Below are 23,112 nucleotides of genomic sequence, written 5' to 3'. Positions count from 1 at the left end.
CTCCTACTATTTAAAAGCTTTTGTGAAATTCGGAAGTTTATTCTTCCTCAATCAATTCCACGTCTAACCCGAGACTCTGGAGTTCCTTCACCAGCACATTGAAGGATTCCGGAAGACCCGGCTCGAATGTATGTTCACCCTTGACGATCGACTCATAAATCCGCGTTCGTCCTGCGACGTCATCGGATTTGACCGTCAAGAATTCCTGCAGGGTGTAAGAAGCGCCATAAGCTTCCATTGCCCACACTTCCATTTCGCCCAGTCTCTGACCGCCGAACTGCGCCTTACCACCCAGAGGCTGTTGAGTGACCAGCGAATAGGGTCCGATGGAACGGGCATGAATTTTATTATCAACAAGATGATGCAGTTTCAGCATGTAAATGATGCCGACCGTCACTTCCTGATCGAATGGTTCACCGGTCCGGCCATCAAACAAGAGGCTCTGCCCTGCTTCCGGCAATCCCGCCGTATCCAGTAATTTACGAATCTGAGGTTCGGGACAGCCGTCAAACACGGGGCTTGCCACCAGCATGCCTTTTTTCAGGCGGCCGACAAACCGTTTGATATCTTCCGCAGAAGCTTTATCCAGGTAATCATCAAATTCCGGGGTGGAATACGTCTTTTTCAACTCATTTTTGATCTGATTCAGGTTGTTGTTTTTTTCCAGTAATTCGTTTAAACCTTCGCCGATCGATTTTGCCGCCCAGCCTAAATGGGTTTCGAGAATCTGCCCGACGTTCATACGGGAAGGAACGCCCAGCGGATTCAGAATAATATCGACTGTTGAACCATCCGCAAAATAGGGCATGTCTTCTTCGGGAAGAATTCTGGACAGAACGCCTTTGTTGCCGTGACGGCCCGCCATCTTATCGCCGACGGACAGCTTCCTTTTAATGGCAACATAGACTTTCACCATCTTGATGACACCCGGCGGCAACTCGTCGCTGGCCTTAATTTTATCGAGCTTTTCTTCAAAATGCGCTTTGACAAAATCTATTTTTCTTTCCATAATGGAAAGCAGATTCGTCAGTTTTTCTTCCGAACCGTCGTTTTCAGCAAGCGTAATATCCTTCCAGTAAGTAAAAGGAATATCCACCCAGATTTCCTTGGTGATTTTGTCACCCTTTTTCAGAAGGGTCTTCTTTTTGACATCGACAATTTTGCCTGCTGCTGTTTTGCCGATTACAAGTTTAGCAATGTCCTTTTTGATGGATTCCGCAAGAATGCGGATTTCATCATCGCGGTCCTTCGTTAAACGCTCTATGGCATCTTCTTCGATGGACTGCGAACGCAAATCCTTGTCGGCGCCTTTGCGTGTGAATATTTTCGCATCGATAACAGTGCCTTCCACACCGGGCGGGACACGCAGGGACGTATCACGCACATCGCTGGCTTTCTCGCCGAATATGGCACGAAGCAGTTTTTCTTCCGCGGACAACTGTGTTTCGCCTTTAGGCGTAATCTTGCCAACCAGAATATCTCCCGGTTTTACGGAAACGCCGATGCGTATAATGCCGCTTTCGTCAAGATTTCTGAGCGCCTCTTCGCCGACGTTGGGAATATCCCGTGTTATTTCTTCCTTGCCCAGCTTGGTGTCACGGGCCATGGTTTCAAATTCTTCGATGTGAATCGATGTGTAAATATCTTCCTTGACGATCCTTTCACTGACCAGGATGGAGTCTTCGTAGTTGTACCCGCCCCAGGACATGAAAGCGACCATAACATTGCGGCCCAGAGCCAGTTCGCCGTTGTCCGTCGCGGGACCATCAGCCAGAATATCTCTTTTGTGGACACGATCACCAACGGCAACAATGGGTTTCTGGTTAAAGCAGGTATCCTGATTGGAGCGCTGATATTTGGATAAGGTATAAATATCCACACCGGTATCCAGTCCGTCTTCTTCCGGTTTATCGGCACGAACCACTATGCGCGAAGCATCTACCGTTTCTACGACACCGGATCGCCTGGCCACCACAACGGCACCGGAATCCCGCGCAACAATGGCTTCCATACCCGTGCCTACCACCGGCACTTCGGGACACATCAGCGGCACAGCCTGACGCTGCATGTTGGATCCCATGAGCGCGCGGTTGGCATCGTCATGTTCCAGAAACGGAATGAGCGCAGCAGCCACGGAGACGAGTTGATTGGGTGCAATATCCATCATTTTGATTTCTTCAGGCATCGCCGAAATAAAGTCGCCGCCTTTTCTGACAGAAATCAATTCTTCCTCAAATCTTCCTTTTTTATCGAGCGGTCGATCGGCGGGCGCAATCAGCTGATTTTCTTCTTCAATGGCTGTCATAAACTTTACGTCTTCCAGCACTTTACCATTTTCGACCATCCGGTAAGGCGTTTCGATGAAACCGAATTCATTGACGCGGGCATAGGTGGAAAGCGAAACAATCAAGCCGATATTCGGGCCTTCCGGCGTTTCGACAGGACAGATACGTCCGTAATGTGTTGAATGAACGTCGCGGACTTCAAATCCGGCGCGCTCTCTGGTCAAGCCACCGGGTCCCAGAGCCGACAAACGCCTCTTATGCGTAATTTCCGAAAGCGGATTGGTCTGATCCATAAACTGGGACAATTGACTGGAACCGAAAAATTCATTAACCACCGCGGACACCGGTTTGGCGTTAATCAGATCGTGCGGCATCATGGTTTCGATGTCCTGCAGGCTCATTTTTTCTTTAATCGCCCGCTCCATGCGCACCAGACCGATGCGGTACTGATTTTCAATGAGTTCACCGACGGAACGAACACGTCGGTTTCCCAAGTGATCAATATCATCAACACTGCACTCGCCGGCGCCGTTTTTCAGATCAATAAGATATTTGACGGACGCCAGAATATCTTCATTGCGCAAAACGGTTAAATCCGTTGAAACATTCAGGTGCAGTTTATAATTCATTTTAGCCCGGCCGACATCCGATAAATCGTAAGTTTCCGGCTCGAAAAAGAGGCTGTTGAAAAACTTCGCCGCGGTCTCCGGCGTGGGAGGATTGCTGGGACGAAGCCTTCGGTATATTTCCATAATCGCGTCTTCTGCGGTATCGATGTGATCCATCAAGAGCGTATCGCGAATAGAGGCGTTATCGATATCTTCATCAATGTGAATGAATTTTAATTCTTTGACGCCCTTCTCCTGGGCGATTTCGAGTCCATTTAACGGCAACTCTTCATTGCATCGGAAAAGAATTTCTCCCGTTGCGGGATCATGAACATCCGATGAAAGAACTTTCCCTGTCAAATCCGGCTCTTTAATGGCCACGCGCTTAACCCCGGCATCCATAACCTTCTTAAGCAGGGGCTTGGTAAGTTTACGGCCTTTTTTAACAATCGCGTCGTCGCTTTTCGGGTCTTTAATATCTTCAGGCGCTTTCTGCCCCGTCAGGGATTCATCGACCGCAAAATAAACTTTCTCACCTTCGAGGGTTATTTTCTCAATATGGTAAAAATAGTTCAGGATAAATTCCGTCGAATTGCCCATGGCCTTCAACAGAATGGTGACAGGCATTTTCCGGCGGCGGTCGATCCTGACATAGAGCAGATCTTTGGAATCAAATTCCAGATCCAGCCAAGAACCACGGATGGGAATCACTCTTGCCGAGTAAATCAGTTTGCCGGAAGCAACCGTTTTCCCTTTATCGTGATCAAAAAAGATGCCGGGTGACCGGTGCAATTGACTGACAATCACGCGCTCCGACCCGTTAACAATAAACGTACCGTTTTCCGTCATGAGCGGAATTTCACCGAAGTAAATTTCCTGCTCTTTAATATCACGGATCGGTTTGGTCTCAGCCGCTTCACGATTGATCTTGCCGTCGGCAAGCCGGTCGGTATCAAATACCACCAGTCTGACCACAATCTTCAAAGGAGCGGCATAGGTCATGCCTTTCTGGACACACTCCTTCATATCATACCGGACATCACCAATCTTGTAGCTGACAAATTCCAGAGAACACTTTCCACTGAAATCCGAAATCGGAAACACGCTCTTGAAAGCACCCTGCAAGCCGATGTTGCGCCTTTTCAGCAGCGGTACAGCGGCTTGCAGGAACTTTTCATAAGATCGTGTCTGGATTTCAATTAGATTGGGGATCTCCTGTATTTGCTTTACACGGCCAAAGTTTTTTCTAAAGTCACCCATAGCATCCTTAAAAAATAAAATAAAAAATGAGAGATCAGGTTATTTAATCTCGACAGTTCCGCCCACTTCTTCAATTTTCTTCTTGATATCGGCAGCTTCGTCTTTAGCAACGCCTTCCTTAATCGCCTTGGGCACACCTTCCACCAGATCTTTAGCTTCTTTCAAGCCCAGTCCGGTAATTGCGCGAACCACTTTGATGACCTGAATTTTTTCTGCGCCGAAACCGGTCAGGATGGCATTGAACTCTGTCTGTTCCTCAGCAGCGGCGGCAGGTGCGGCGCCGGGCATTGCAACGGCGGCCATCATGGGAGCGGCGGCGGAAACACCGAACTTCTCTTCCAGTTCTTTCACCAGAGCGGAAAGCTCCAGCACGGTCATATTTTCAATAAATTTTACGACATCTTCCTTCGTTATTTGATCAGCCATTTTTCTATTCCTCTTTAGTCTGTATTTTTTTAGTTTAAAGTTTTTTTCTTGTCACAATAGGCATTGAGCACTTGCACAAAGCTTCTCGGAACGCCGCTTAAAACAGTAACAAACGATGTCGGTACCGCCGCCATGACAGAAACCAGTTTGCCCAGAAGAACCTCTCTGCTGGGTAATTCGGCTAAAGCAGTCAGTTCCTGTTTCGTTAACAGCTTACCGTCAAGCACACCGACTTTTATTTCCAATTCAGGATTCTTCTTGGCAAACTCGATCAATGCTTTTGCCGGCGCCACCGGGTCTTTATAGCTCAAGACAACGGCAACAGGCCATTTGAAATGGTCCGAAAGAATCTGGAAGTCAGTCTCTTTCGAGGCAATACCCAAAAGGGTGTTTTTGACAACTTTTAATTCGGCATCGTTCTTACGAAGTGCGTTTCTCAGGGCTTCCATTTTTAAAACGTTCATCGCGTTAAAACTGGTTAAAACGCCCAGCTTGGCCTGCTTAAGTTTCTCCTGAAGCTCGGATACAATTTGTTCTTTCGTTTTCCGATCCAATATATCAGCCTCCTTTCAAATTATTTTTTACTTGAGGCCGGAGAATCTAGCCACATACAGAATAGAAAACGGTCCATCCGTTCACCGCCGATTCCCGTTTCTAGAAAAATGATTACCTCGAAAAATTCGGTAATTCTTTCAACTTACGAGTCTCGGCAGGCCATTTCCCGTTTAAACTTCCGTACCTGCTGTCTTCGACCTGTACTACTTTTACTCATACGCGGGGTGTCGCTTTCTATGAAAGAAGCACCCACCGCGAAGTCGCACCTACAATTTAACTTGCGCTCTTAATATCCAGAGGATCAATCCGCACACCCGCGCCCATGGTACTGGATATCGCAATACTCTTAATATAAGTTCCTTTGCTGGAGGCAGGCTTCAATTTGATAATGATTTCCAGAAGCGCATTGAGGTTTTCACCTAATTTTTCAGCGCCAAAAGAAAGCTTGCCCACCGGCGAATGAATGATGCCGGCTTTTTCCACGCGGAATTCGACTTTACCGGCTTTAAGCTCTTTCACGGCATTGGCGATATCAAACGTTACCGTTCCAACTTTGGGATTGGGCATTAATCCGCGCGGACCTAAAATTTTTGCAATTTTGCCCACGGAACCCATCATATCAGGAGTGGCGATCACGCGGTCAAAGTCCAACCAGCCGCCTTTAATTTTTTCAATGATTTCGTCGCTGCCGACTAAATCCGCCCCGGCTTCCAGCGCTTCTTTTTCCTTATCTCCCTTGGCGAAAACCAGCACGCGCACCGTTTTGCCCAAACCATTGGGAAGAACAACACTGCCGCGAACCATCTGATCGGCATGAGCCGGGTTGACGCCTAACCGAACGGCGGCGTCCACCGTCTCGTCAAATTTGACCCCACCCATTGATACAATCATTTCCGTAGCCTCTTTAAGCGTATAACGCTTCGTCGGCTCAACTTTAGCCTTCGCTGCTAAAATGCGTTTGCCTCGTCTTAACATGATAAAACCTCGTCTTTATTAACCTGCTATTTCAATTCCCATTGACCTTGCCGTACCGGCAATAATCTTGACCGCGCCTTCGATATTGACGGCGTTCAAATCATTGAATTTCAACTGAGCAATTTCCTGAACCTGCTTGGCGGTGACTACTCCCACTTTTTCCCTTTTGGGATCAGCCGCTCCCTTGGCAACTTTTGCCGCCTGTTTGAGCAATACGGAAGCCGGCGGCGTTTTGGTGATAAATGTAAATGACCGGTCCGCATAAACCGTAATGACGACGGGGACAATCATGCCTTCCTGACTCTGCGTTAAAGCATTGTAGGCCTTGCAAAACTCCATGATGTTAACGCCGTGCTGTCCGAGCGCTGGTCCGATCGGGGGTGATGGTGTCGCCTTTCCCGCTTTAATCTGCAATTTAATATTCGCAATAACTTTTTTTGCCATAACAATCACCTGATCTAAAATTTATTTAGGCGTTAACCCTGCGCCTTGAAACCATTTACCCTTTACTGTCCCTGGGTGACCTGGATGAAATCCAGTTCCACCGGTGTGGGACGGCCGAAAATGCTGACAATCACCCGAAGCTTGCTCTTTTCCGGTCGAACTTCATCAATGACACCGTCAAAATTAGTGAAAGGTCCATCGATAATTTTTACATGATCGCCCACATCGAACTTGAATTTTGGTTTTGGTTTGAGCGTCCCTTCGTCGATTCTTACCTTCAGATTTTCAACATCTTTATCAGGAATCGGTGAAGGTTTATCCTTGCTGCCGATAAAACCCGTCACTTTCGGCGTGTCTTTGACGATATGCCAGTTTTCATCGCTCATTTCCATGCGCACCAGAATGTAGCCCGGGAAAAACTTGCGCTTGGAGGTTTTCTTCTCTCCTGAAATCAGCTCCACGACATCTTCTTCCGGGATAAGAATATCGGAAAAACAATCCTGCTTGCCGGCCAGTTCAATTCTTTCCTGCAGACTCAGCTTAACCTTATTTTCAAATCCCGAATAAGTATGTACGACGTACCATTTAAAAGCCATGAAGTTAACCTAAAATAAACTTGACTAGTTTTGCGAGAATTAAGTCAATAATTCCCAGATAAAGAGCCATAACCGCAACAATAACCATGACAACACCGGTGGAGGCCAATGTTTGTTTCCTTGTCGGCCAGGCAACCTTTTTCAATTCAGCCTTCGCCTGGGAAACAAACTGTACTGCCTTATTCATGAGCAACTTGATTCTTTCCATATCACCAGCCCTTTTATTTCAGGAAAAACTGGCAGGCCAGGAGGGACTTGAACCCCCAGCATCCGGATTTGGAGTCCGGCGCTCTATCCATTAGAGCTACTGGCCTGTCTCAATTTTATCTACTTCGTTTCCCTATGAAGTTTGTGCCCACGACAAAACTTGCAATATTTTTTCATTTCCAGGCGGTTTTGCATGGTGCGCTTATTTTTTGTCGTTGTATAATTTTTCTGTTTGCATTCCGTACAAGCTAAAATGATATTATTTCTCATAATTCTCCTTAACTGGAGCCCACGACCAGGATTGAACTGGTGACCTCATCCTTACCAAGGATGTGCTCTACCAACTGAGCTACGTGGGCACAACTTTGAACTTTTCAACTGGCGCTCAAAAAATATTTACCTGGAGCGGGAAACGGGATTCGAACCCGCGACCCTCAGCTTGGAAGGCTGACGCTCTAGCCCCTGAGCTACTCCCGCTTATCCATTATAAAACTGGTGGAGGGGGGAGGGTTCGAACCTCCGTAGGCTCCGCCGGCAGATTTACAGTCTGCTCCCTTTGGCCGCTCGGGAACCCCTCCAGTAACAATACTCAAACTGGAGCTGGCGATGGGACTTGAACCCGCAACCTGCTGATTACAAATCAGCTGCTCTACCGATTGAGCTACGCCAGCAAACCCTTTAATTTTTAACCGTTTCGCATGAAGCATTGTTGCTTTAAACGCAAAACAACAACTACACTGCTTCGTGCGAATTGCGGACTTTAATTTTTATGACTGTTTTTGTCAAGTAAATTTTTAAATTATTTATAAATAATGTCTGGAGTAAGAACAAAAGAGAGCCTAATCCTTATCGCTGAAATAATCTGCGGAAAAAATATATATTTCAGTTTCTTTATCTTTCCATGCTTTGGGAGGCAAACCGGCTTTATAACAAGTTTCTTTCAAAAAAGTTTCTCTGTCCCATCCATATTCCGTTGCCACCTGCGGCAAAAGCAAACCGGAATTATACCCCCGAACGATGTACAAACCATGCTTCCCTACTTCAATATCCTCTATATCTTTAATCTTTTGAAGGGGGCTTAACACAGATATTTCAAAGCTCAAATCGCGGATCTCATCACCCTTGACCGACGGGAAACGTGGATCATGAAAGGCAGCGGCGATGGCCATTTCCTGCACCGTATCTCCCAGCGGTTTGACCGCCTTAATATAACCGATACACCCGCGCAGATGTCCCCGTTTCTTTAGTGTGACAAAAGCGCCTCTTTTTTCATTGAGAATCGGTAAATCAATTGTTAATTTAGGTAATTCTCTATTGCCGGCCTTTGCCATAATTGCTCTTTTGGCAATGTCCAGAAGTGCCTTTTTTTCCTGATCCGTTAATTCCATTTTATCCTCTGTTTTATCGATAATAAATTGCTGATGTGTAACCGACCACTGATCTCTTATCCCCCGTCACGTCTCCCGAATTGGCATATTCCAGAAGCAGCGAATGATGAGCGCCCAGTTTGTTTGCCGCCAACATGGCCACGGCCATCGGCCCGCCGCCGCACGCTTCGGTTTCATTATGAGCTAAACTGTCCAAGAGTCCTTCAACATTATTATCTTGAATGTGTTTGAGTACAATCCCGTCCAATTGGCTTGCTTTTTTATAATCATGAAAATGAGACAGATCACTGCTGGCCACAATCAACACGTGACGATTTTTGGACACCTGACTGACCACGTCTGCAAGTTCCCGGCAAGTCGCAGCATCCTGATCCCCCATTACCAGCGGTATCAACGAAAAATTCCCCAGAGCAATCTGCAGAAAAGGAAGTTGAATCTCTAAAGCATGTTCCTGTGTGTGAGCAGCAGGAAAATCAATGATAATATCAGTTATATTTTTCAGTTCACCAGCAATAGTTTCATCAACAGGGATCAGACCCAAAGGTGTTTCATAAGCGCCATTATCATATATCGATACGCCGCTAAAAGCAACCCTGTGACTAGGTCCGATAAGAACAACCGCATCATATTTCCTGCCCTGAATCATTTTATAGGCATGAGCCGCAACCTGGCCGGAATAAATATAGCCGGCATGGGGCACAATTAAACCGACAATTTCTCCCTTCAGACCCCGATCGGGCACATTTTGAAAATACCTGGTGATGTCGCTTCTTAACACGGAGGGGTCCCCGGGATACCAGGAACCGGCTATGACGGATCTTCTTATTTTCCCCATAAGCTTATCTCTATTTAAAACGCCAGATGGTTCCCTGTTGACTGTCCAAAACCTCAACGCCTGCCCTGGCCAACTGATTCCTCAGCAAATCCGCTTCCTCCCAGTTTCCCGCTTTTCTAGCGGAATCTCTTTTTTGAATAAGCCCGGTGATTTCCTGACTGCGCGTTTGTTCTCCAAAATCCATTATGCCAAGTATTTCATTTATTTTTTCAAGTATTTTAACAATTTTTCGGGCGTCTGTCCTGCTTATTTTCCCCTCAGTCAAAGGCGCATTGACTTTGCCAATAAAATCAAAAAATGCCGCCAGAGCACCGGATATATTAATATCATCATCAAGAGCTTTCTCAAAATCATGATGAAGATCGTAAATAACCTGATCTACATCGGGGAAATTTTGAGTATCATTATCGACTGCATGAAGCCGGTAAACAAAAGTGTCTATTTTCTTGACGGTGTTTTTCGCTGCCTGCAAAGCCTTTTCGGAATAACTGATCGGCTTGCGGTAATTCATCCCCAGCAGAAAAAACCGGATGTCCCTCCCACTATACCCGTTTTGTTTCAGATCGGCAATCGTTACGGCATTATTCAAAGAACGGGACATCTTCCGTCCGTCCACCAGAATCAGCTCAGCGCCTATCCAGTAGTTTGCACCGCTGTGACCCGAAAAAGCTTTATTAATTGCAATGATGTTTTCGCAGTGGGGAAACGTTTCATCCGCTCCGCTGATATGAATATCATAAGCCGTTCCCAGGTATTTTTGAGAGATAGCCGCACATTCCAGATGCCAGCCAGGACGGATATTACCCCATTTCGTCTTATGATAAATACCTCTTTTCAACTCCCCCAGACCGGCTCTTTTCAGCAGCGCAAAGTCGGCCGGATTGTCCTTCTCATAATCATCAAGATCAATCGACCGTCCCAATCGGGTTTTGGCTAAATCGATATTGGAAAGAAGACCATAATCAGATAGTTTGGAAATATCAAAATAAACAGAATGAAGCTTCTCGTACGCAAACCCCTTATCGACTAATTTCTCGACAATTTTGAACATGGCATCAACATTTTCGGAGGCTTTCACATATATATTGTCCGGGCGAATATTTAAAAACTGCGCATCGTCCAGAAAAACCTGCAAATATTTATTGGAATAATCCGCGAGTTCCATCGCCGCTTTTTCCGAACCACGAATGGACTTATCAGTAAAATCAACGATATCGATGACATGCTTGACCTGATAGCCTTTGAATGTCAGATAACGGCATAACAGGTCAGACACCACCAGGCGACGGTAATTTCCCAGGTGGGGTGCGTCATGGACGGTGGGACCGCAAGTATGCATTAACACTTCTTCCGATTTCAGCGGCCGGAAAAACGATTTCTGACGCTTCAAAATATTGTAAAGGCTAACCGTAGCCAATTCTTCTTTTACTGTAAACAATTCAGTGCTTAAATAGCGCTCGCCACTGTCCGGGAAAATAACCACGATCAGACCTTCTTCCATTTCGCGGGCCTTCTGGGCAGCTACAAACATCGCCGCACCCGAACTCATTCCCACCAGGATCCCTTCTTCACGGGCAAGTTTACGGGACATTTCAAAAGCATCTTCATCCAGAATATTCACTTTTTCATCGAGACGCTTCTTATCAAAGATCCCCGGACGATAGGACTCCCGCATGTTTTTGAGCCCCTGAATTTTATGCTGCAAATAAGGTTCGACGCCGATAATCTTGATTTGCTCATTATGTTCCTTGAGCTTTTTGGAAAGGCCCATAGCGGTACCCGTCGTGCCCAGAGTGGCTACCACCGTGGTAACCTGACCAGCCGTCTGATCCCATATCTCCTGAGCTGTTCCAAAATAGTGGGCGGCAATATTGTCTTCATTATTAAACTGATCGGTCCCGAAATATTTGTCGGGATTTTCTCTGAGCATCCGATAGGCAACTTCAATCGCCCCATCCGTCCCTTGAGCCGCCGGTGTAAAATGCAATTCAGCGCCCATTGCCCGCAAAATTTTTTTTCGTTCTTCACTGGCCGATTCAGACATCGTCAGACACAACTTGTAGCCTTTTGCCGCGGCGATCATAGCCAGTCCTATGCCGGTATTGCCGCTGGTTGCCTCCAGAATAATCTTGTCATGATTCAAGTCTCCCCTTTTCTCGGCATTTTCAATCATGAACAAAGCAGTGCGGTCTTTAATGGAACCACCGGGATTGGCGGACTCCAGCTTTGCAAATATTTTTACCTTTTTATTAGGATTGAGTCTGGTTATTTCCACAAGAGGAGTGTTGCCAATACGATCAACAATACTTTTATAAGCGTTTATCATAAATAAGGCCTGTTGGTAGATAGTAAGTCATTCCTTTGCCAGCAAAGGGTTCGAGACTAGTCAAAAATTCATCCTTGATAAATAGAGGATCAGCTGTCCATTTTGAGCAGAGGGATTTTTACGAACGAAACACCTTCTTCTTTTAAGTCCGCTTCTTCCTGCGGCGTCGTTGTCCCTTTGATATTTCTTTTTTCTTCATCACCTATGTGTATCTTCAGGGCGACTTCTGCAAATTTATTCCCGACATCTTCAAAGTTGTGGTCAATATATTGGTGCAATAATTGAAGAGCCTGCTCCGGAGTAATGTTCATCTCCTCTTTTTTAGCCGACATTTTTGAATCCTTCCCCATAATGGTAATGGAAGAAGGTACTATTTCCACACTGGAACTGTTACAAACGGGGCAACAAATCAGTCGCTGAGCGTTTTGCTCAATCCAGGCCTGCCGGTCTTTAAACCATCCTTCAAACTTATGGCCATTCTCACATTTCACATCATAAATAATCACAAATCGGGGTACTCTCTTTGCTAAAAATAATTAAATATCAGATTTATTAAAAACATGTGGACATTTTGCGATAAATTTTATAACGTCCCAACCCGTGTCGGGATGTGGCCCAGCTTGGTAGGGCACTGCGTTCGGGACGCAGGAGTCGCGCGTTCAAATCGCGCCATCCCGACCATTTTTTCTTTAGCCCACAACAGACGCCATCTTAAAGATCGGCAGGTACATGGCGATAATCATACCCCCGACAACACCTCCCAGGAAAACCATCATGATCGGCTCTATCAACGCCGTCATGCCTGCCACCGCCGCATCCACTTCATCATCATAGAAATCAGCAATTTTATTGAGCATATCATCCAGAGCACCCGTGGCCTCGCCGACCGCAATCATCTGAACTACCATCGGCGGAAAAATACCTGACTCAGACAGCGGCTCAGCAATAGACTGGCCTTCGCTGATGCTTTGGCGCGTTTTCAGTAAAGCAGCTTCGACCACCACATTACCGGCTGTTTTACTGACAATATTCAATCCCTCCAAGATCGGTACCCCCGAACTCATCATGGTCGACAAGGTTCGTGAAAATTTGGCTACCGCCACTTTTTTGAGCACCGGCCCGATAATCGGCGCCTTGAGCAATATTGAATCAATTGTCCAGCGGCCTTTCTCTGTTCTGCCGAATTGTTGAATACCAACCACAACGGCAATGATCGTACCAAGAATTATCCACCAATAAGACTGGAGGAATTGGCTCATCGCAACCACCATTGCCGTCGGACCGGGAAGCTCGCCGCCCATCCCTTCAAACATTTTCTGAAATACGGGAATAACTTTGAGCAGAAGCAAAGCAGTGACACCCATGGAAATGCAAAGAACCGCGATCGGATAGGTCATGGCGCTTTTAACTTGAGCTTTCAACTTCATCGCTTTTTCCAGATAAGCCGAAAGGCGCCCTAAGACAAGATCCAGAATACCACCCGCTTCACCGGCGGCAATTAAGTTGGTAAACAGGTCATCAAAAACTTTGGGGTGTTTTTTCAATGCATCCGTCAGACTGGTGCCGCCTTCAATGTCTTCCTTAACAGCCTTGATAATTTTGGCAAAAGCTTTGTTTTGCTCCTGTTGGGCCAGCAGATCCAGACATTGAATGAGTGGCAAGCCGGCATTAATCATTGTAGAAAAAATCCGGCAGAAAACCACAACATCTTTTTCCTTCACACCGCCGGCGAGAAAAGGAAGATATTCTTCCAGATCCTTTGGCTTTGCTTTAACTTCAATATTTTTAAATCCCTGCCGTCTTAAAAGTGTACGAACGGCCAACTCATCGGCCGCTTCCATCTCGCCTTTTTTCGCTTCATTCTTTTTCGAGGTTCCTTCCCAAAGGAAAACCGGCATAGTTGAAAATCCTTTCTTTAAGAAACAATTCGTTTATGAACACATCATAAACTATCTTCCATGTAGTTTCAACAAGTTAAAATAAAGACAAATATGTTTATTTTAAGATTATCCCTACGCATGATCACGGGTTTTCTTTCTCCCTGCGCTGAAGAAATATTTCATACTGAATGATCCCTGCTGCAACTGCAACATTAAAGGAATCAAAGTTTCCCGCCATCGGAATTGTGACCAGAAAATCGCATTTTTTCTTCACCAGTGGTCGAAGGCCTTTGGCCTCGCTTCCCAGAACTAAAGCCACCGGGCCATTAAAATTCTGTTCCCTGATGTTCTTTCCCCCATGGGCATCAGCGCCATAAATCCAGAAACCTTTATCTTTCAAACCATCTATCGTCTGCGATAAATTTGTTACACGGGCAACAGGCAACTCTTCCGCACTGCCGGCAGATGCTTTTATCACAGCCGGTGTCACTGAGGCCGCACGATCTGTCGGGATGACCACGCCGTTAGCCCCCAGGCAATGGGCGGTGCGGATAATCGACCCCAGATTTTGCGGATCGAGAATGCTGTCGAGAATTAAAATAAGATCATGGGATAAGCGCGGATTGCGGTTTTTCAGCAAATCGTCTAAATCAGCATAAGTAAATGAATCGCGTAGACCGACTATCCCCTGATGATCCGTTCTACCCGTCAACTCATCGAGCTGCTGACGGTGCTTCCATTCCACAGGTATTTTTTTTTGACGGGCCTCATCAATGATTTCTTTAACCGATGAACCGCTCCGGCCATCAGCAATAATAATTTTTTTCAGGGGTGACGTCTCTTGGCCAAGAAGAACCTTCACGGGATTAATGCCGTATACGGCTTCCAAATTTTGTCTTCTGCTTGTCAAAGGAATCGTCATGCGCGGTTTCTTGCAGCCAGACCGTCGGCAATCTCCTCCACAATCCTGCGGCATGTGTCGAGCGGATCTTTGGCCTGGCGGATCGGTCTGCCTACAACAATATAATCGGCGCCTGTCTGAATCGCCTCAAAAGCACTCAGCGTCCTCTTTTGATCATCCTTGACGGGCTCGGCAGAACTGCGGATGCCGGGTGTCACAATAACAAATTTTTCACCTAAATCCCGTCTGAGGGCGGCGATATCCTGAGGTGAAGCGACAACGCCTGCCGCTCCCGCATGTTGCGCCATCTTCGCCAGATGAAGCACCAGATCATTGGTGGTTGTTTTAAATCCGATTTCCTCAAGATCACTGTTGTTCAAGCTGGTCAACACCGTTACGGCCAGAACAATGGGGCTTGCCACACCACGTTTTTCGGCGCAGGCAGCCACTGCATCGACCGTTTCCCGAATCATCTTTACGCCGCCTGACGCATGGACATTGAACATATCCACATTCAATCCGACAGCGGCTTCAGCGGCTCGGGCTACCGTATTGGGAATATCGTGAAATTTCAGATCCAGAAAAACCCTTCCGCCTCTTTGCTTGATGCTTTCAACAATCTTCGGCCCAACCGCGGTAAATAGTTCCTTACCCACTTTGAACATGCCGACATGACCGGACAGAAGTTCTATCCAGGACAACGCTTCTTCAAAGCCTGGTGCATCCAGGGCAAAGATCAGTTTGTCTGAGGGCTTGCTACTCGAGATATTCTTCATCGCCGATGAACTCTGTATTATCCGGAATCGGTTTAAAATCTTCCTGCGACCCTTTTAAAAATTCAGGATTGGCGTAAACAACTTTCCCGGCGGCAATTTCGCGAAGCGCCAGAACAATTTCCCGATTTTTACTTTCCATCAACGGTTTGGAACCTTTGAGCAGCTGGCGCGCCCGCTTGGAAGCCAGCGATACCAGACCGAATCTGGTCTCGGCCACCCTTAAAGAATCTTCCACTGTAATTCTTGCCATGAATCTATTGCCTCCTAAACATCTCTAATAACATCATTAAAAAAACGATTAATTTTACCGTGTAAACGGTTTGTCTTACATTTCTCCGCGCGGTAAATCGCAATCAGTTGCCGGGCGGCTGTTTCCAGATCTTCGTTAAATACGGTGTAGTCATACCACAAAACTTCCTTTAATTCACTCTCGGCTTGCGCAAACCGCGTTTTTATTACTTCCTTGCTTTCATGCCCCCGCTTTTCCAGCCGATTCAGGAGTTCATCCAAAGAGGGAGGCAATACAAAAACAAAAACGCCGTCCGCAAATTTCTCCTTAATTTCTTTCGCGCCGCGCGGTTCGATATCAAGCAGCAAATCTTTCCCTCTACCCAAAACTTCATGCATTGACTTGCCGGATGTCCCGTAAAAGTTCCCGTAATTCTCCACCCATTCAACAAATTCACCCTGATCAATCCGGCGCTGAAAATCTTCACGGGAAATAAAATGATAGTCTGTTCCGTTGATTTCATTGGGACGCGGCATCCGCGAGGTATAGGAAACGGAAAATTCAATCTCCGGACAGGCTGCAAGCAACCTTCGGCAAATACTGCTTTTCCCCGCCCCGGAAGGCGCGGACATCACGATGACCAGTCTCTGATCCGACATATTTCTACTCAATATTCTGCGCCTGTTCCCGCAACTTGCCCAGTTCACTTTTCGCGTCAATGACCTGACGCGCAATTTCCACATCATTGCCTTTGGAACCAATCGTGTTAATTTCACGGTTCATTTCCTGGAGAAGGAAGTCGATTTTCCTGCCTTCAGCTTCATCGCTTTGCAGCAGGGCTTCGAACTGACCGATATGGCTTTGCATGCGGACAATCTCTTCCGTAATATCGCATCGATCCGCCATAATCGCCACTTCCTGGGCCAGACGGGCGGCGTCCATCTCAAATCCCGCCGTCAGTTCCTTGATCCTGTCCGAAAGACGCTTTTGATACTCCAGAACAACCTGCGGCGCGCGTAATCGAATGGTTTCCATCGTTTCCTGAATGGACCGCAGTCTCATTTGCATATCCGAGAACAAAGCAATCCCTTCATCCTGCCTCATATTGACCAGCATGGACAACGCTTCTTGCAGCGTTTTTTCCACCTGATCCAGAAACCCGGCATCCAATTGTGTTTCCGTAGGCGGCGTGAAAATATCCCGAAAGCTGGTGAGGTTTTTAAGGCTGACCGGCTCCTGAATGTCGAATTCATTTCTCAGCCTGGTCAAAACACCAAAGTAGTCACGGGCCACCTCCATGTTTAAATTCACCCTGGATGGTTCGGCACCCTCTCCCTCCAGGCGGATCGAAACATCGATGCGGCCGCGCTTGAATCTTTCCCCTATTTTCTTTTTATACTCCATCTCCAACGGATAAAGCAAAGCGGGAGTCCGCAAGCCGATTTCCAGAAAACGGTGATTCACGGATTTTGCCTCGACGACAATATTCCGTCCATCACAGAGCGCCTCCACCCGGCCATAACCAGTCATGCTTTTAATCATCTTCAAACCTTTTTTTGCGAAATTATTTCTTTCTATATTGCCTCAGCCATTTTTGAGCCGTTGTTCAATAATAACTGTCACATTTTAACATTATAACCGGCATAAGGGGCCGTAACGAAACGGCTAAAAATGTAACCGTTATTTCTTAACGGCCCCTAACTGCAACAAATATCGCGACCGGATAGCCATGAGCATCGTCAGTTGTTTTTCATCCGCATAATCAGGATACGTCCAGGGCAAAGCACAAAACTTTTTTCCCTGATAAATAAGGGTTAAATCCGCGTAAATTCCGTCGCGTAAATATGGACGGTGCGTATAACCCTTCCCGGTAGCCAGAATCAGATGAGCCTGGGACAGATAACCGGGATCAATGTTTACAAGCCTGCGACCATCAACTGCCGATTCTTTTTCGATTTCATTCGTCGTAAGCTTGATGTCCGGTAATGTTTCCGGCCGGATTAATTTTTCCATCGACAGAAAGCGCCGGACAAGCTCCCCACCCATTTCCGGGTGATAATAATCCGTATAATCAAAGGGCATCTGTTCACTGACGTAATCCGGCTGGCCGTAAAGAACGGACAACTTTTTAATGGTATCGTTTAGTATTTCGGGCGCCGGGGCAAAAACACTGAAGACCAGCTTGACCGGCAGCGTCTGCATCGGTTTACTCATAATACACTGATCAATTCTTCCCGTGAAACCGTGGACGTCCCTACCTTGCCCACCACAATACCAGCGGCGTGATTAGCCAGAGACGTTGCCTCTTTCAGATTCGCTTGTGCGGCCAGCGCCAGGGCCAGCACACCGATGACGGTATCTCCGGCCCCCGTCACGTCGTAAATTTCCTTCGCCTGCGCTGGAAAGTGCGTGTGGACAATCTTACGACCCCTTTCAAAAAGACTCATACCTTCTTCGCCCCGCGTCACCAGCAGAGCCTGAAAGTCAAATCTTGTGAGCAGCGTCTCTCCCAACTTCAGCAGATCATCTCCATTGGCAATTTCCATCCCGGCTGCGCGCTGGGCCTCATGGTGATTGGGCGTGATGACATGGGCGCCAGCGTAAACCGAAAAATCACTTTGCTTCGGATCAACGCACAAATACATTTTTGTATCTGCGGCAATGCTTTTTATGCCATTGATCAATTCTCTGGATACAACACCTTTGCTGTAATCGGAAATCACGATGGTGCCAATCTTATCGCGCAGAGATTTTACATAATCGAGAATTTTAGCGACACTTCTTTTCGGAATTGGCATCCGGCTTTCCTTATCAAACCGAACAACCTGCTGTCCGTGCGCAACAATTCTCGTCTTCAGCGTTGTCGGCCTTCCCTTCTCGATTATGATGCCGGCTGTATCAATATCCCGCTCTTTTAATTGCGACAACAGCCCGCGGCCGATATCATCGGCCCCAATCACACCGGCAACAAAAACTCTGCCGCCCATGGCATAAATCGTATTGAGGACATTAGCGCAGCCGCCCATCATCACAGAGTCTTTTTGAACATCGACCACCGGCACAGGTGCTTCAGGAGAAATCCGCGCTACCTTACCCCAGATGAAATGATCGACCATGACGTCTCCGACCACCAGCACGCCGGCGCATGGGAAATTTCTAATGATTTCCAATGCTTTCTTCTTCGTGATATCTTTATTCACGTATCCGTAAAACTCCTGAAAAATTATGACCCTAAAAAGTAAAAAAAGCGCCGTATGCGCTATATTTTTTGTTTAAAAAGTTGGGCGATGTTATTACTAAGAAGCGGATTTGTCAATCATTATCGTCAGGAATGTTTTTTACCGGAAATATTAAAATAAACAATCCTTCATTTACAAAATCATCGTTAAAAACCTGCTGGCTGTGAATCCGGATGATCTATTCATCGAATGCGCTTCTGCCTGGAAGTCCTGCAAACAGCAACTGATGTTGTTAAAAAAACTACGCCTGAAAACAGGGGACAGTATCACCCTGTCCGTCAGGCGTAACGGAAAAAATGTGTCCTCAGGCATGCGGGAATGCAACAAGCCGAAAAATAATCTGTCTGGATTCAACTTTTCAGACGCCGCATTAAATCCTGCATGAATGCCTGTCGCTCTTTAAAGAACATGCGGAGTTCCTTGTTGTCCGTGTGGACCGTTTCATTTTCCAACTCCGGAAGGTATCTTTCAAGGATCTCCAAAATCTTGGCTTCCTCCTCTGGCGTCAAATTCAGTTTCGACATAGCAACCCTCCTTTCTTGCGCTGATACATCATCCCTTTCGACAACCGCAAATGATTATTTAAAGATCCACTTTTATTAATATTTACGGCTCCGATGCGATTCTGCATCACGGTCTTTCCATATGCAGAAGATACTCAACCTCCGGGACAACAACCATCCGGGAGGCCTTACATGGGAAATTTCAAGGGAGCCTTTTTCATAAAACACCGATAGAAAATAAGAATTCACTAATTTTTCAAAGCATTTGTTTTAACTTAATTCCGTGAATCATTCTTGTCAACCATGGCCATCTGACCGAATTCATATCATCCAAACTGTTTTGATTTGCTGATAGACCTTGCGCGGGAGAAGAACTATTAATTTCTAATCATCCTTTTCTTACATTTTCAACACTACCCATTGTGTTACCTTTAAAGAAAAACACCATATATTGATTTTTTTCTTGATTTATCCGTTATTAAGTGCTAAAAAATCACCAAAGGAAAAGGGCAGGAACCGGTTGCCTGATCAAGAAAAAGGACTTTTTAAACACCAGGAATAATCGGCAAAGGAGGGGAACCACCGCTAATGGCAAAGCTGTTGGAAAACCACCTGAAGAACACTAGACAATACTGATTGCATCTCGAACGCCAGGCGGAACGGTTGCAAAAGTTAACTAAATTTCTAACCACCAGCGGAAAGGCGGGTCATATTGTGGCCCGCCTTCTTTTCTTCTTCCACCTGCAAACATGAATATGCTGCTTGAAGGGTGATGAAGAGCCGCAATAACCGGCGCATCTGGATTTAATTCTTTTTGGATTTTTCAGTTTAAAATCAGATTCACAAAGCGCAGATAACGCCGGAGTGCCGGCGTGCCTCCACCTTCGGAGATAATCTGCAATACCCGTCGGGAATCGGCAACCACCGCCCCCCCCAGATGCGTAACAGGCGTGTCGCGAAAAATATCCGGCAGAAGCGGTGTCGATGGCCCCATCAACGCTACGACGCGTGGCTTGTTCAAAGCAGCGATGGTTTCCTCAAACGTATCATTCAGAACCGTAGTGGCGGTAATAATGGCAACATCACAACCTTGGAGCGCTTGTCGCTTATCATCAGGCGAGAGCAATTCCAGGCGTTCAGGATTTTTTTCAATCACAGTCAAAATGGCGCCGGTGGCGCGGATACGTTCGACCAGCGGTGAAAAAAGGCCGACCATCACCACTTTTTCACCCGGTTTAAGATTGAAATATGTCGTTGCCTCACGATCTTCGGTCGTATCGGCAGGCTGTGCGATCAGCGCGTTGGCAGTAGCCAGCCCGATGGCCCGTTGTAAAGCGTTTTTACTATCTTTCACATATAAGAGCAGGTTTAATGCAGGTAAACCGGCATACCGTCCGGCGTCTGACAAAATCTTACAGCCTCCGGGTGTGATGTCCGTCAGCACCGCGGCCAGTCCCGATTGCTCATCATCCAGCTTTACTCCAACGTAACTCAAGCCCACACGCAGATCGGCAATACGCCGTTCTTTTGCAACCGGCTCAAGCCTTTCATAAAGACGATTCAGAATAGAACCCCGTTTGAGCATATGGAAATTATTCCTTCGGGAATTTAAGCCCCCTCTGGGAAGGGGTATTAAGGAGAAATGAATAATCTTTGTCAGCGCACTTGCCAATCAGCGCTTTAAACATTTTTCTTCGGCATTTTTACGGCAACAACATCACGATAAGGAGTGTCGCCCTGGCAATTGCGGCATTGATCGCCATCCTTGATCGGATAGGCTTCGCCACAGACAGGACAAACACCCGCCGGTCCAAGTTTCTTGCGGCGGACTTTTTCCGCTTCAACCTGCACATGCTGGATACTCAGGAGCCCGTGTCCCGCTTCTTTGATTTGCGCCAGCAAAGCATCGGAATTTTGTTCGTGCTTTTTCTTTTTTTTGAGATACCAGTCCCGTATTTCCGGCCAGGCATTCAGCTTCTCCATGTCCAGATAAACCCGCACACCTTTGCCGGTATATTTTTCGTATAGCGTCACAGCAAATTTACCGAAATTCACAATACTGAGCCATCCGTTGCCTACCGTACAGGGCGTCAGAATCTGGATCGAGTCAGGTAGGCAAACCGGTGTTTCGCACAGCGCGTCAAAGAACTCTCCCTCCGGCAAATTTTTCATAGCCAGATCAACCATAAAACCGCCGATAAGCAAACCGGGCGCCAGATGGCCGTGAAAAGACTTCACCAGGCTGAGATATTCTTCATAAGAATAGGCGCAGATATTCATAAATTATTTTTACTCCTTTGTCGTTATCGCAGTCGTGACGGGAACTGGTATCTCGTAAAATGCAAAATTATCCATTTAACGATACCCATACTTCTTTCTAATATTTAAGGCATCATTACAAAGCAGGTAAGCCACAAATAATTCAGCGTTAACTTTGTTCCCGGTTTTTTTTGCCATGCAGGCTGCTTGAACAATATCCGGTGCTTCCGCAACAATAAAAAAGCAACCGTTTTTCCCTTGAGGGTCGGCTGTGACCGAGAGAGCGCAAAAACCGGCATCTGCCGCAGACCTGTTCGCATATTGAAAAGACTGGACAACATCCTGCGTATTCACCAGTTTGCTTTGCAGAGCATCCCACCGTCCGGCTTTTTGCAGTGCTACTTTAGCCGCGGCGCCGTATGGATCAAGCAGGTAATCAGCGATAGCAATCTTTTTAATCTTGTCACTATTCAGAGCATCCTGCCATTTTGCAGCCTTGCAAAAAGCCTCACTGGCCGACCAGAGAATTACCTTTCCCCGTGCGTAAATAAAAGTACCTTCCGTCCATCCTTCTTTTTGCAGAAGATCCGGCCGCTGTTCATCAGCGGACAAAAAAATATCGTAAAGCGCACCGCTTTTAATCTGATCATAGAGGCTGCCGGTCGACGCATAAGCAGTTTCAACCTTCACCCCCGTTTTTTCCTCAAAATCCATCGCAAGCTCTTTGAAGGCTGATGCAAAGTTGGCGGCAACGGCAACAGAAATTTTTTCCTGAGCCAGGGCGGTAAAGGACATCAGCAGCATGACCAGAATAAAAGCAACAGAAAGCCGATAATATTTCACAGGGGCTACCTTTCTTTAAAAACAGTCTCTAACGTATTATAAATAACACATGATATCGCAAAAGACATCCCGCTTTCGTCGCGGTTTGTCTGCCATGTCTATATAGCTTCTCAATCTGCGCGGCAAAAGCCTCTCAAAAGCAAAATGCCGGACCTAGTAGATCATATTTATATTCATTTTACTGCAAATTATCTATAGCAAAACTAATATAGGTCATAATTGACATATATAATAAGGGGGTTCATACAAAAATATTCCCGTCCTGTCAACGACGCACAATATTTAAGTAAAGGGAAGGCATCAGAATAGAGAGCGTTTGCCGATTAATTATGTTGGACGATAACCGGTCGGCAACGTTTCAATAGCTTAGTGCTGAGAGATTTTTGTTCGATGAGTCGATCTGATCATAAATGAATTCAGGGAACGGTCCCTGTAGCCTTCAGGCTATTGAAACCGTTCCCTGAATTGAATAACACTATTGCTGAAATCAGGGCATATAAAACATCTTACGCGTGATGCCCATGGGCGTCGTCTTTCTTTTCCTCGCCCCATGCAACCAGTTTGCCCTCATGCTCCA

General features: G+C 46.5%; 23 protein-coding genes and 6 tRNA genes. 1 reads left to right on the top strand and 28 read right to left on the bottom strand.

What is annotated here, in order from left to right:
- Window positions 1-37: 37 nt before the first annotated feature.
- The 17 genes from rpoB to CVU71_15460 all read right to left on the bottom strand — a co-directional run bounded on the left by rpoB (window position 38) and on the right by CVU71_15460 (window position 12,411).
- Window positions 38-4,153 (bottom strand): DNA-directed RNA polymerase subunit beta, encoded by a 4,116-nt coding sequence (gene rpoB, locus CVU71_15540; protein ID PKN17482.1) that lies wholly within the window; start codon window positions 4,151-4,153, stop codon window positions 38-40.
- A gap of 39 nt (window positions 4,154-4,192) precedes the next feature.
- Entirely contained in the window at window positions 4,193-4,579 is a 387-nt protein-coding gene (locus CVU71_15535; GenBank protein PKN17481.1) for a 50S ribosomal protein L7/L12, read from the bottom strand.
- A 29-nt stretch (window positions 4,580-4,608) separates the two neighbouring features.
- Window positions 4,609-5,136: a 50S ribosomal protein L10 gene (gene rplJ / locus CVU71_15530; GenBank protein ID PKN17480.1), complete on the bottom strand. Its 528-nt coding sequence runs from the start codon at window positions 5,134-5,136 to the stop codon at window positions 4,609-4,611.
- Window positions 5,137-5,407: 271 nt separating this feature from the next.
- The gene (locus CVU71_15525; protein PKN17479.1) at window positions 5,408-6,109 is read right to left on the bottom strand and encodes a 50S ribosomal protein L1; all 702 of its coding nucleotides are present in this window, start codon (window positions 6,107-6,109) and stop codon (window positions 5,408-5,410) included.
- An 18-nt stretch (window positions 6,110-6,127) separates the two neighbouring features.
- A complete protein-coding gene (gene rplK, locus CVU71_15520) occupies window positions 6,128-6,553 on the bottom strand; it encodes a 50S ribosomal protein L11 (GenBank protein ID PKN17478.1) in 426 nt (141 codons plus the stop codon).
- A 62-nt stretch (window positions 6,554-6,615) separates the two neighbouring features.
- A complete protein-coding gene (locus CVU71_15515; protein PKN17477.1) occupies window positions 6,616-7,149 on the bottom strand; it encodes a transcription termination/antitermination protein NusG in 534 nt (177 codons plus the stop codon).
- Window positions 7,150-7,153: 4 nt separating this feature from the next.
- A complete protein-coding gene (locus CVU71_15510; GenBank protein ID PKN17476.1) occupies window positions 7,154-7,357 on the bottom strand; it encodes a preprotein translocase subunit SecE in 204 nt (67 codons plus the stop codon).
- A gap of 29 nt (window positions 7,358-7,386) precedes the next feature.
- Window positions 7,387-7,463 (bottom strand) — tRNA-Trp (locus CVU71_15505).
- A gap of 13 nt (window positions 7,464-7,476) precedes the next feature.
- Window positions 7,477-7,626, bottom strand: a complete 150-nt coding sequence (gene rpmG / locus CVU71_15500; protein PKN17475.1) for a 50S ribosomal protein L33 — start codon at window positions 7,624-7,626, stop codon at window positions 7,477-7,479.
- Between the two features lie 13 nt (window positions 7,627-7,639).
- Window positions 7,640-7,715, bottom strand: a tRNA-Thr gene (locus CVU71_15495).
- A 42-nt stretch (window positions 7,716-7,757) separates the two neighbouring features.
- A tRNA-Gly gene (locus tag CVU71_15490) sits at window positions 7,758-7,833 on the bottom strand.
- Window positions 7,834-7,849: 16 nt separating this feature from the next.
- Window positions 7,850-7,934: transfer RNA gene (locus CVU71_15485), tRNA-Tyr, on the bottom strand.
- Window positions 7,935-7,951: 17 nt separating this feature from the next.
- A tRNA-Thr gene (locus CVU71_15480) sits at window positions 7,952-8,027 on the bottom strand.
- A 168-nt stretch (window positions 8,028-8,195) separates the two neighbouring features.
- Window positions 8,196-8,744 (bottom strand): AMMECR1 domain-containing protein, encoded by a 549-nt coding sequence (locus CVU71_15475; GenBank protein ID PKN17474.1) that lies wholly within the window; start codon window positions 8,742-8,744, stop codon window positions 8,196-8,198.
- A gap of 13 nt (window positions 8,745-8,757) precedes the next feature.
- The gene (gene amrB, locus CVU71_15470; protein PKN17473.1) at window positions 8,758-9,579 is read right to left on the bottom strand and encodes an AmmeMemoRadiSam system protein B; all 822 of its coding nucleotides are present in this window, start codon (window positions 9,577-9,579) and stop codon (window positions 8,758-8,760) included.
- Window positions 9,580-9,589: 10 nt separating this feature from the next.
- Entirely contained in the window at window positions 9,590-11,905 is a 2,316-nt protein-coding gene (locus tag CVU71_15465) for a cysteine--tRNA ligase (GenBank protein PKN17472.1), read from the bottom strand.
- An 89-nt stretch (window positions 11,906-11,994) separates the two neighbouring features.
- Window positions 11,995-12,411: a DUF1178 domain-containing protein gene (locus tag CVU71_15460; protein PKN17471.1), complete on the bottom strand. Its 417-nt coding sequence runs from the start codon at window positions 12,409-12,411 to the stop codon at window positions 11,995-11,997.
- Window positions 12,412-12,509: 98 nt separating this feature from the next.
- Between CVU71_15460 and CVU71_15455 the strand changes: the two genes are divergently transcribed.
- Window positions 12,510-12,586, top strand: a tRNA-Pro gene (locus CVU71_15455).
- Window positions 12,587-12,594: 8 nt separating this feature from the next.
- On the opposite strand, the gene CVU71_15450 is transcribed toward CVU71_15455, so the two are convergent.
- The 11 genes from CVU71_15450 to modA form a co-directional block, all read right to left on the bottom strand.
- Window positions 12,595-13,803 (bottom strand): pilus assembly protein PilC, encoded by a 1,209-nt coding sequence (locus tag CVU71_15450; GenBank protein PKN17470.1) that lies wholly within the window; start codon window positions 13,801-13,803, stop codon window positions 12,595-12,597.
- 124 nt (window positions 13,804-13,927) lie between these two features.
- On the bottom strand, window positions 13,928-14,761 hold the full coding sequence (locus CVU71_15445; protein ID PKN17469.1) for a 23S rRNA (guanosine(2251)-2'-O)-methyltransferase RlmB: 834 nt from the start codon (window positions 14,759-14,761) through the stop codon (window positions 13,928-13,930).
- Window positions 14,704-15,462 (bottom strand): orotidine-5'-phosphate decarboxylase, encoded by a 759-nt coding sequence (locus CVU71_15440; GenBank protein PKN17468.1) that lies wholly within the window; start codon window positions 15,460-15,462, stop codon window positions 14,704-14,706. Before CVU71_15440 ends, CVU71_15445 begins: the two co-directional genes overlap by 58 nt.
- Window positions 15,443-15,712: a DNA-directed RNA polymerase subunit omega gene (locus tag CVU71_15435; GenBank protein ID PKN17467.1), complete on the bottom strand. Its 270-nt coding sequence runs from the start codon at window positions 15,710-15,712 to the stop codon at window positions 15,443-15,445. The genes CVU71_15440 and CVU71_15435 overlap by 20 nt, the downstream gene beginning before the upstream one ends.
- A 14-nt stretch (window positions 15,713-15,726) precedes the next feature.
- Window positions 15,727-16,350: a guanylate kinase gene (locus CVU71_15430; protein PKN17466.1), complete on the bottom strand. Its 624-nt coding sequence runs from the start codon at window positions 16,348-16,350 to the stop codon at window positions 15,727-15,729.
- Between the two features lie 4 nt (window positions 16,351-16,354).
- Window positions 16,355-17,233 (bottom strand): YicC family protein, encoded by an 879-nt coding sequence (locus tag CVU71_15425; protein PKN17465.1) that lies wholly within the window; start codon window positions 17,231-17,233, stop codon window positions 16,355-16,357.
- Window positions 17,234-17,371: 138 nt separating this feature from the next.
- Window positions 17,372-17,905, bottom strand: coding sequence for a DUF4416 domain-containing protein (locus tag CVU71_15420; protein PKN17464.1), 534 nt, complete (start codon window positions 17,903-17,905; stop codon window positions 17,372-17,374).
- Window positions 17,902-18,891 (bottom strand): D-glycero-beta-D-manno-heptose-7-phosphate kinase, encoded by a 990-nt coding sequence (gene rfaE1, locus CVU71_15415; protein ID PKN17463.1) that lies wholly within the window; start codon window positions 18,889-18,891, stop codon window positions 17,902-17,904. The genes CVU71_15420 and rfaE1 overlap by 4 nt, the downstream gene beginning before the upstream one ends.
- A gap of 1,365 nt (window positions 18,892-20,256) precedes the next feature.
- On the bottom strand, window positions 20,257-21,018 hold the full coding sequence (locus CVU71_15410) for a hypothetical protein (GenBank protein PKN17462.1): 762 nt from the start codon (window positions 21,016-21,018) through the stop codon (window positions 20,257-20,259).
- A 95-nt stretch (window positions 21,019-21,113) separates the two neighbouring features.
- On the bottom strand, window positions 21,114-21,713 hold the full coding sequence (locus CVU71_15405; protein PKN17461.1) for a tRNA CCA-pyrophosphorylase: 600 nt from the start codon (window positions 21,711-21,713) through the stop codon (window positions 21,114-21,116).
- A gap of 75 nt (window positions 21,714-21,788) precedes the next feature.
- Entirely contained in the window at window positions 21,789-22,535 is a 747-nt protein-coding gene (gene modA / locus CVU71_15400) for a molybdate ABC transporter substrate-binding protein (GenBank protein ID PKN17460.1), read from the bottom strand.
- Window positions 22,536-23,112 lie beyond the last annotated feature (577 nt).

The organism is Deltaproteobacteria bacterium HGW-Deltaproteobacteria-6, assembly GCA_002840435.1.
Taxonomy (GTDB): Bacteria; Desulfobacterota; Syntrophia; order Syntrophales; family Smithellaceae; genus UBA8904.
The sequence above is the reverse complement of the archived record's forward strand: the minus strand, read 5'-3'. Positions and strand labels throughout refer to the sequence as shown.

Bases quoted from the DNA above. Each gene is read 5' to 3' on its own strand.
- CVU71_15515 (PKN17477.1), bottom strand. From the start codon at position 7,149: ATGGCTTTTAAATGGTACGTCGTACATACTTATTCGGGATTTGAAAAT.
- CVU71_15510 (PKN17476.1), bottom strand. From the start codon at position 7,357: ATGGAAAGAATCAAGTTGCTCATGAATAAGGCAGTACAGTTTGTTTCC.
- CVU71_15525 (PKN17479.1), bottom strand. From the start codon at position 6,109: ATGTTAAGACGAGGCAAACGCATTTTAGCAGCGAAGGCTAAAGTTGAG.
- CVU71_15425 (PKN17465.1), bottom strand. From the start codon at position 17,233: ATGATTAAAAGCATGACTGGTTATGGCCGGGTGGAGGCGCTCTGTGAT.
- CVU71_15430 (PKN17466.1), bottom strand. From the start codon at position 16,350: ATGTCGGATCAGAGACTGGTCATCGTGATGTCCGCGCCTTCCGGGGCG.
- rplK (PKN17478.1), bottom strand. From the start codon at position 6,553: ATGGCAAAAAAAGTTATTGCGAATATTAAATTGCAGATTAAAGCGGGA.
- rpoB (PKN17482.1), bottom strand. From the start codon at position 4,153: ATGGGTGACTTTAGAAAAAACTTTGGCCGTGTAAAGCAAATACAGGAG.
- CVU71_15420 (PKN17464.1), bottom strand. From the start codon at position 17,905: ATGAGTAAACCGATGCAGACGCTGCCGGTCAAGCTGGTCTTCAGTGTT.
- CVU71_15445 (PKN17469.1), bottom strand. From the start codon at position 14,761: ATGCCGCAGGATTGTGGAGGAGATTGCCGACGGTCTGGCTGCAAGAAA.
- CVU71_15435 (PKN17467.1), bottom strand. From the start codon at position 15,712: ATGGCAAGAATTACAGTGGAAGATTCTTTAAGGGTGGCCGAGACCAGA.
- rpmG (PKN17475.1), bottom strand. From the start codon at position 7,626: ATGAGAAATAATATCATTTTAGCTTGTACGGAATGCAAACAGAAAAAT.
- CVU71_15535 (PKN17481.1), bottom strand. From the start codon at position 4,579: ATGGCTGATCAAATAACGAAGGAAGATGTCGTAAAATTTATTGAAAAT.
- CVU71_15405 (PKN17461.1), bottom strand. From the start codon at position 21,713: ATGAATATCTGCGCCTATTCTTATGAAGAATATCTCAGCCTGGTGAAG.
- amrB (PKN17473.1), bottom strand. From the start codon at position 9,579: ATGGGGAAAATAAGAAGATCCGTCATAGCCGGTTCCTGGTATCCCGGG.
- CVU71_15440 (PKN17468.1), bottom strand. From the start codon at position 15,462: ATGAAGAATATCTCGAGTAGCAAGCCCTCAGACAAACTGATCTTTGCC.
- CVU71_15475 (PKN17474.1), bottom strand. From the start codon at position 8,744: ATGGAATTAACGGATCAGGAAAAAAAGGCACTTCTGGACATTGCCAAA.
- CVU71_15410 (PKN17462.1), bottom strand. From the start codon at position 21,018: ATGCTCAAACGGGGTTCTATTCTGAATCGTCTTTATGAAAGGCTTGAG.
- CVU71_15465 (PKN17472.1), bottom strand. From the start codon at position 11,905: ATGATAAACGCTTATAAAAGTATTGTTGATCGTATTGGCAACACTCCT.
- CVU71_15450 (PKN17470.1), bottom strand. From the start codon at position 13,803: ATGCCGGTTTTCCTTTGGGAAGGAACCTCGAAAAAGAATGAAGCGAAA.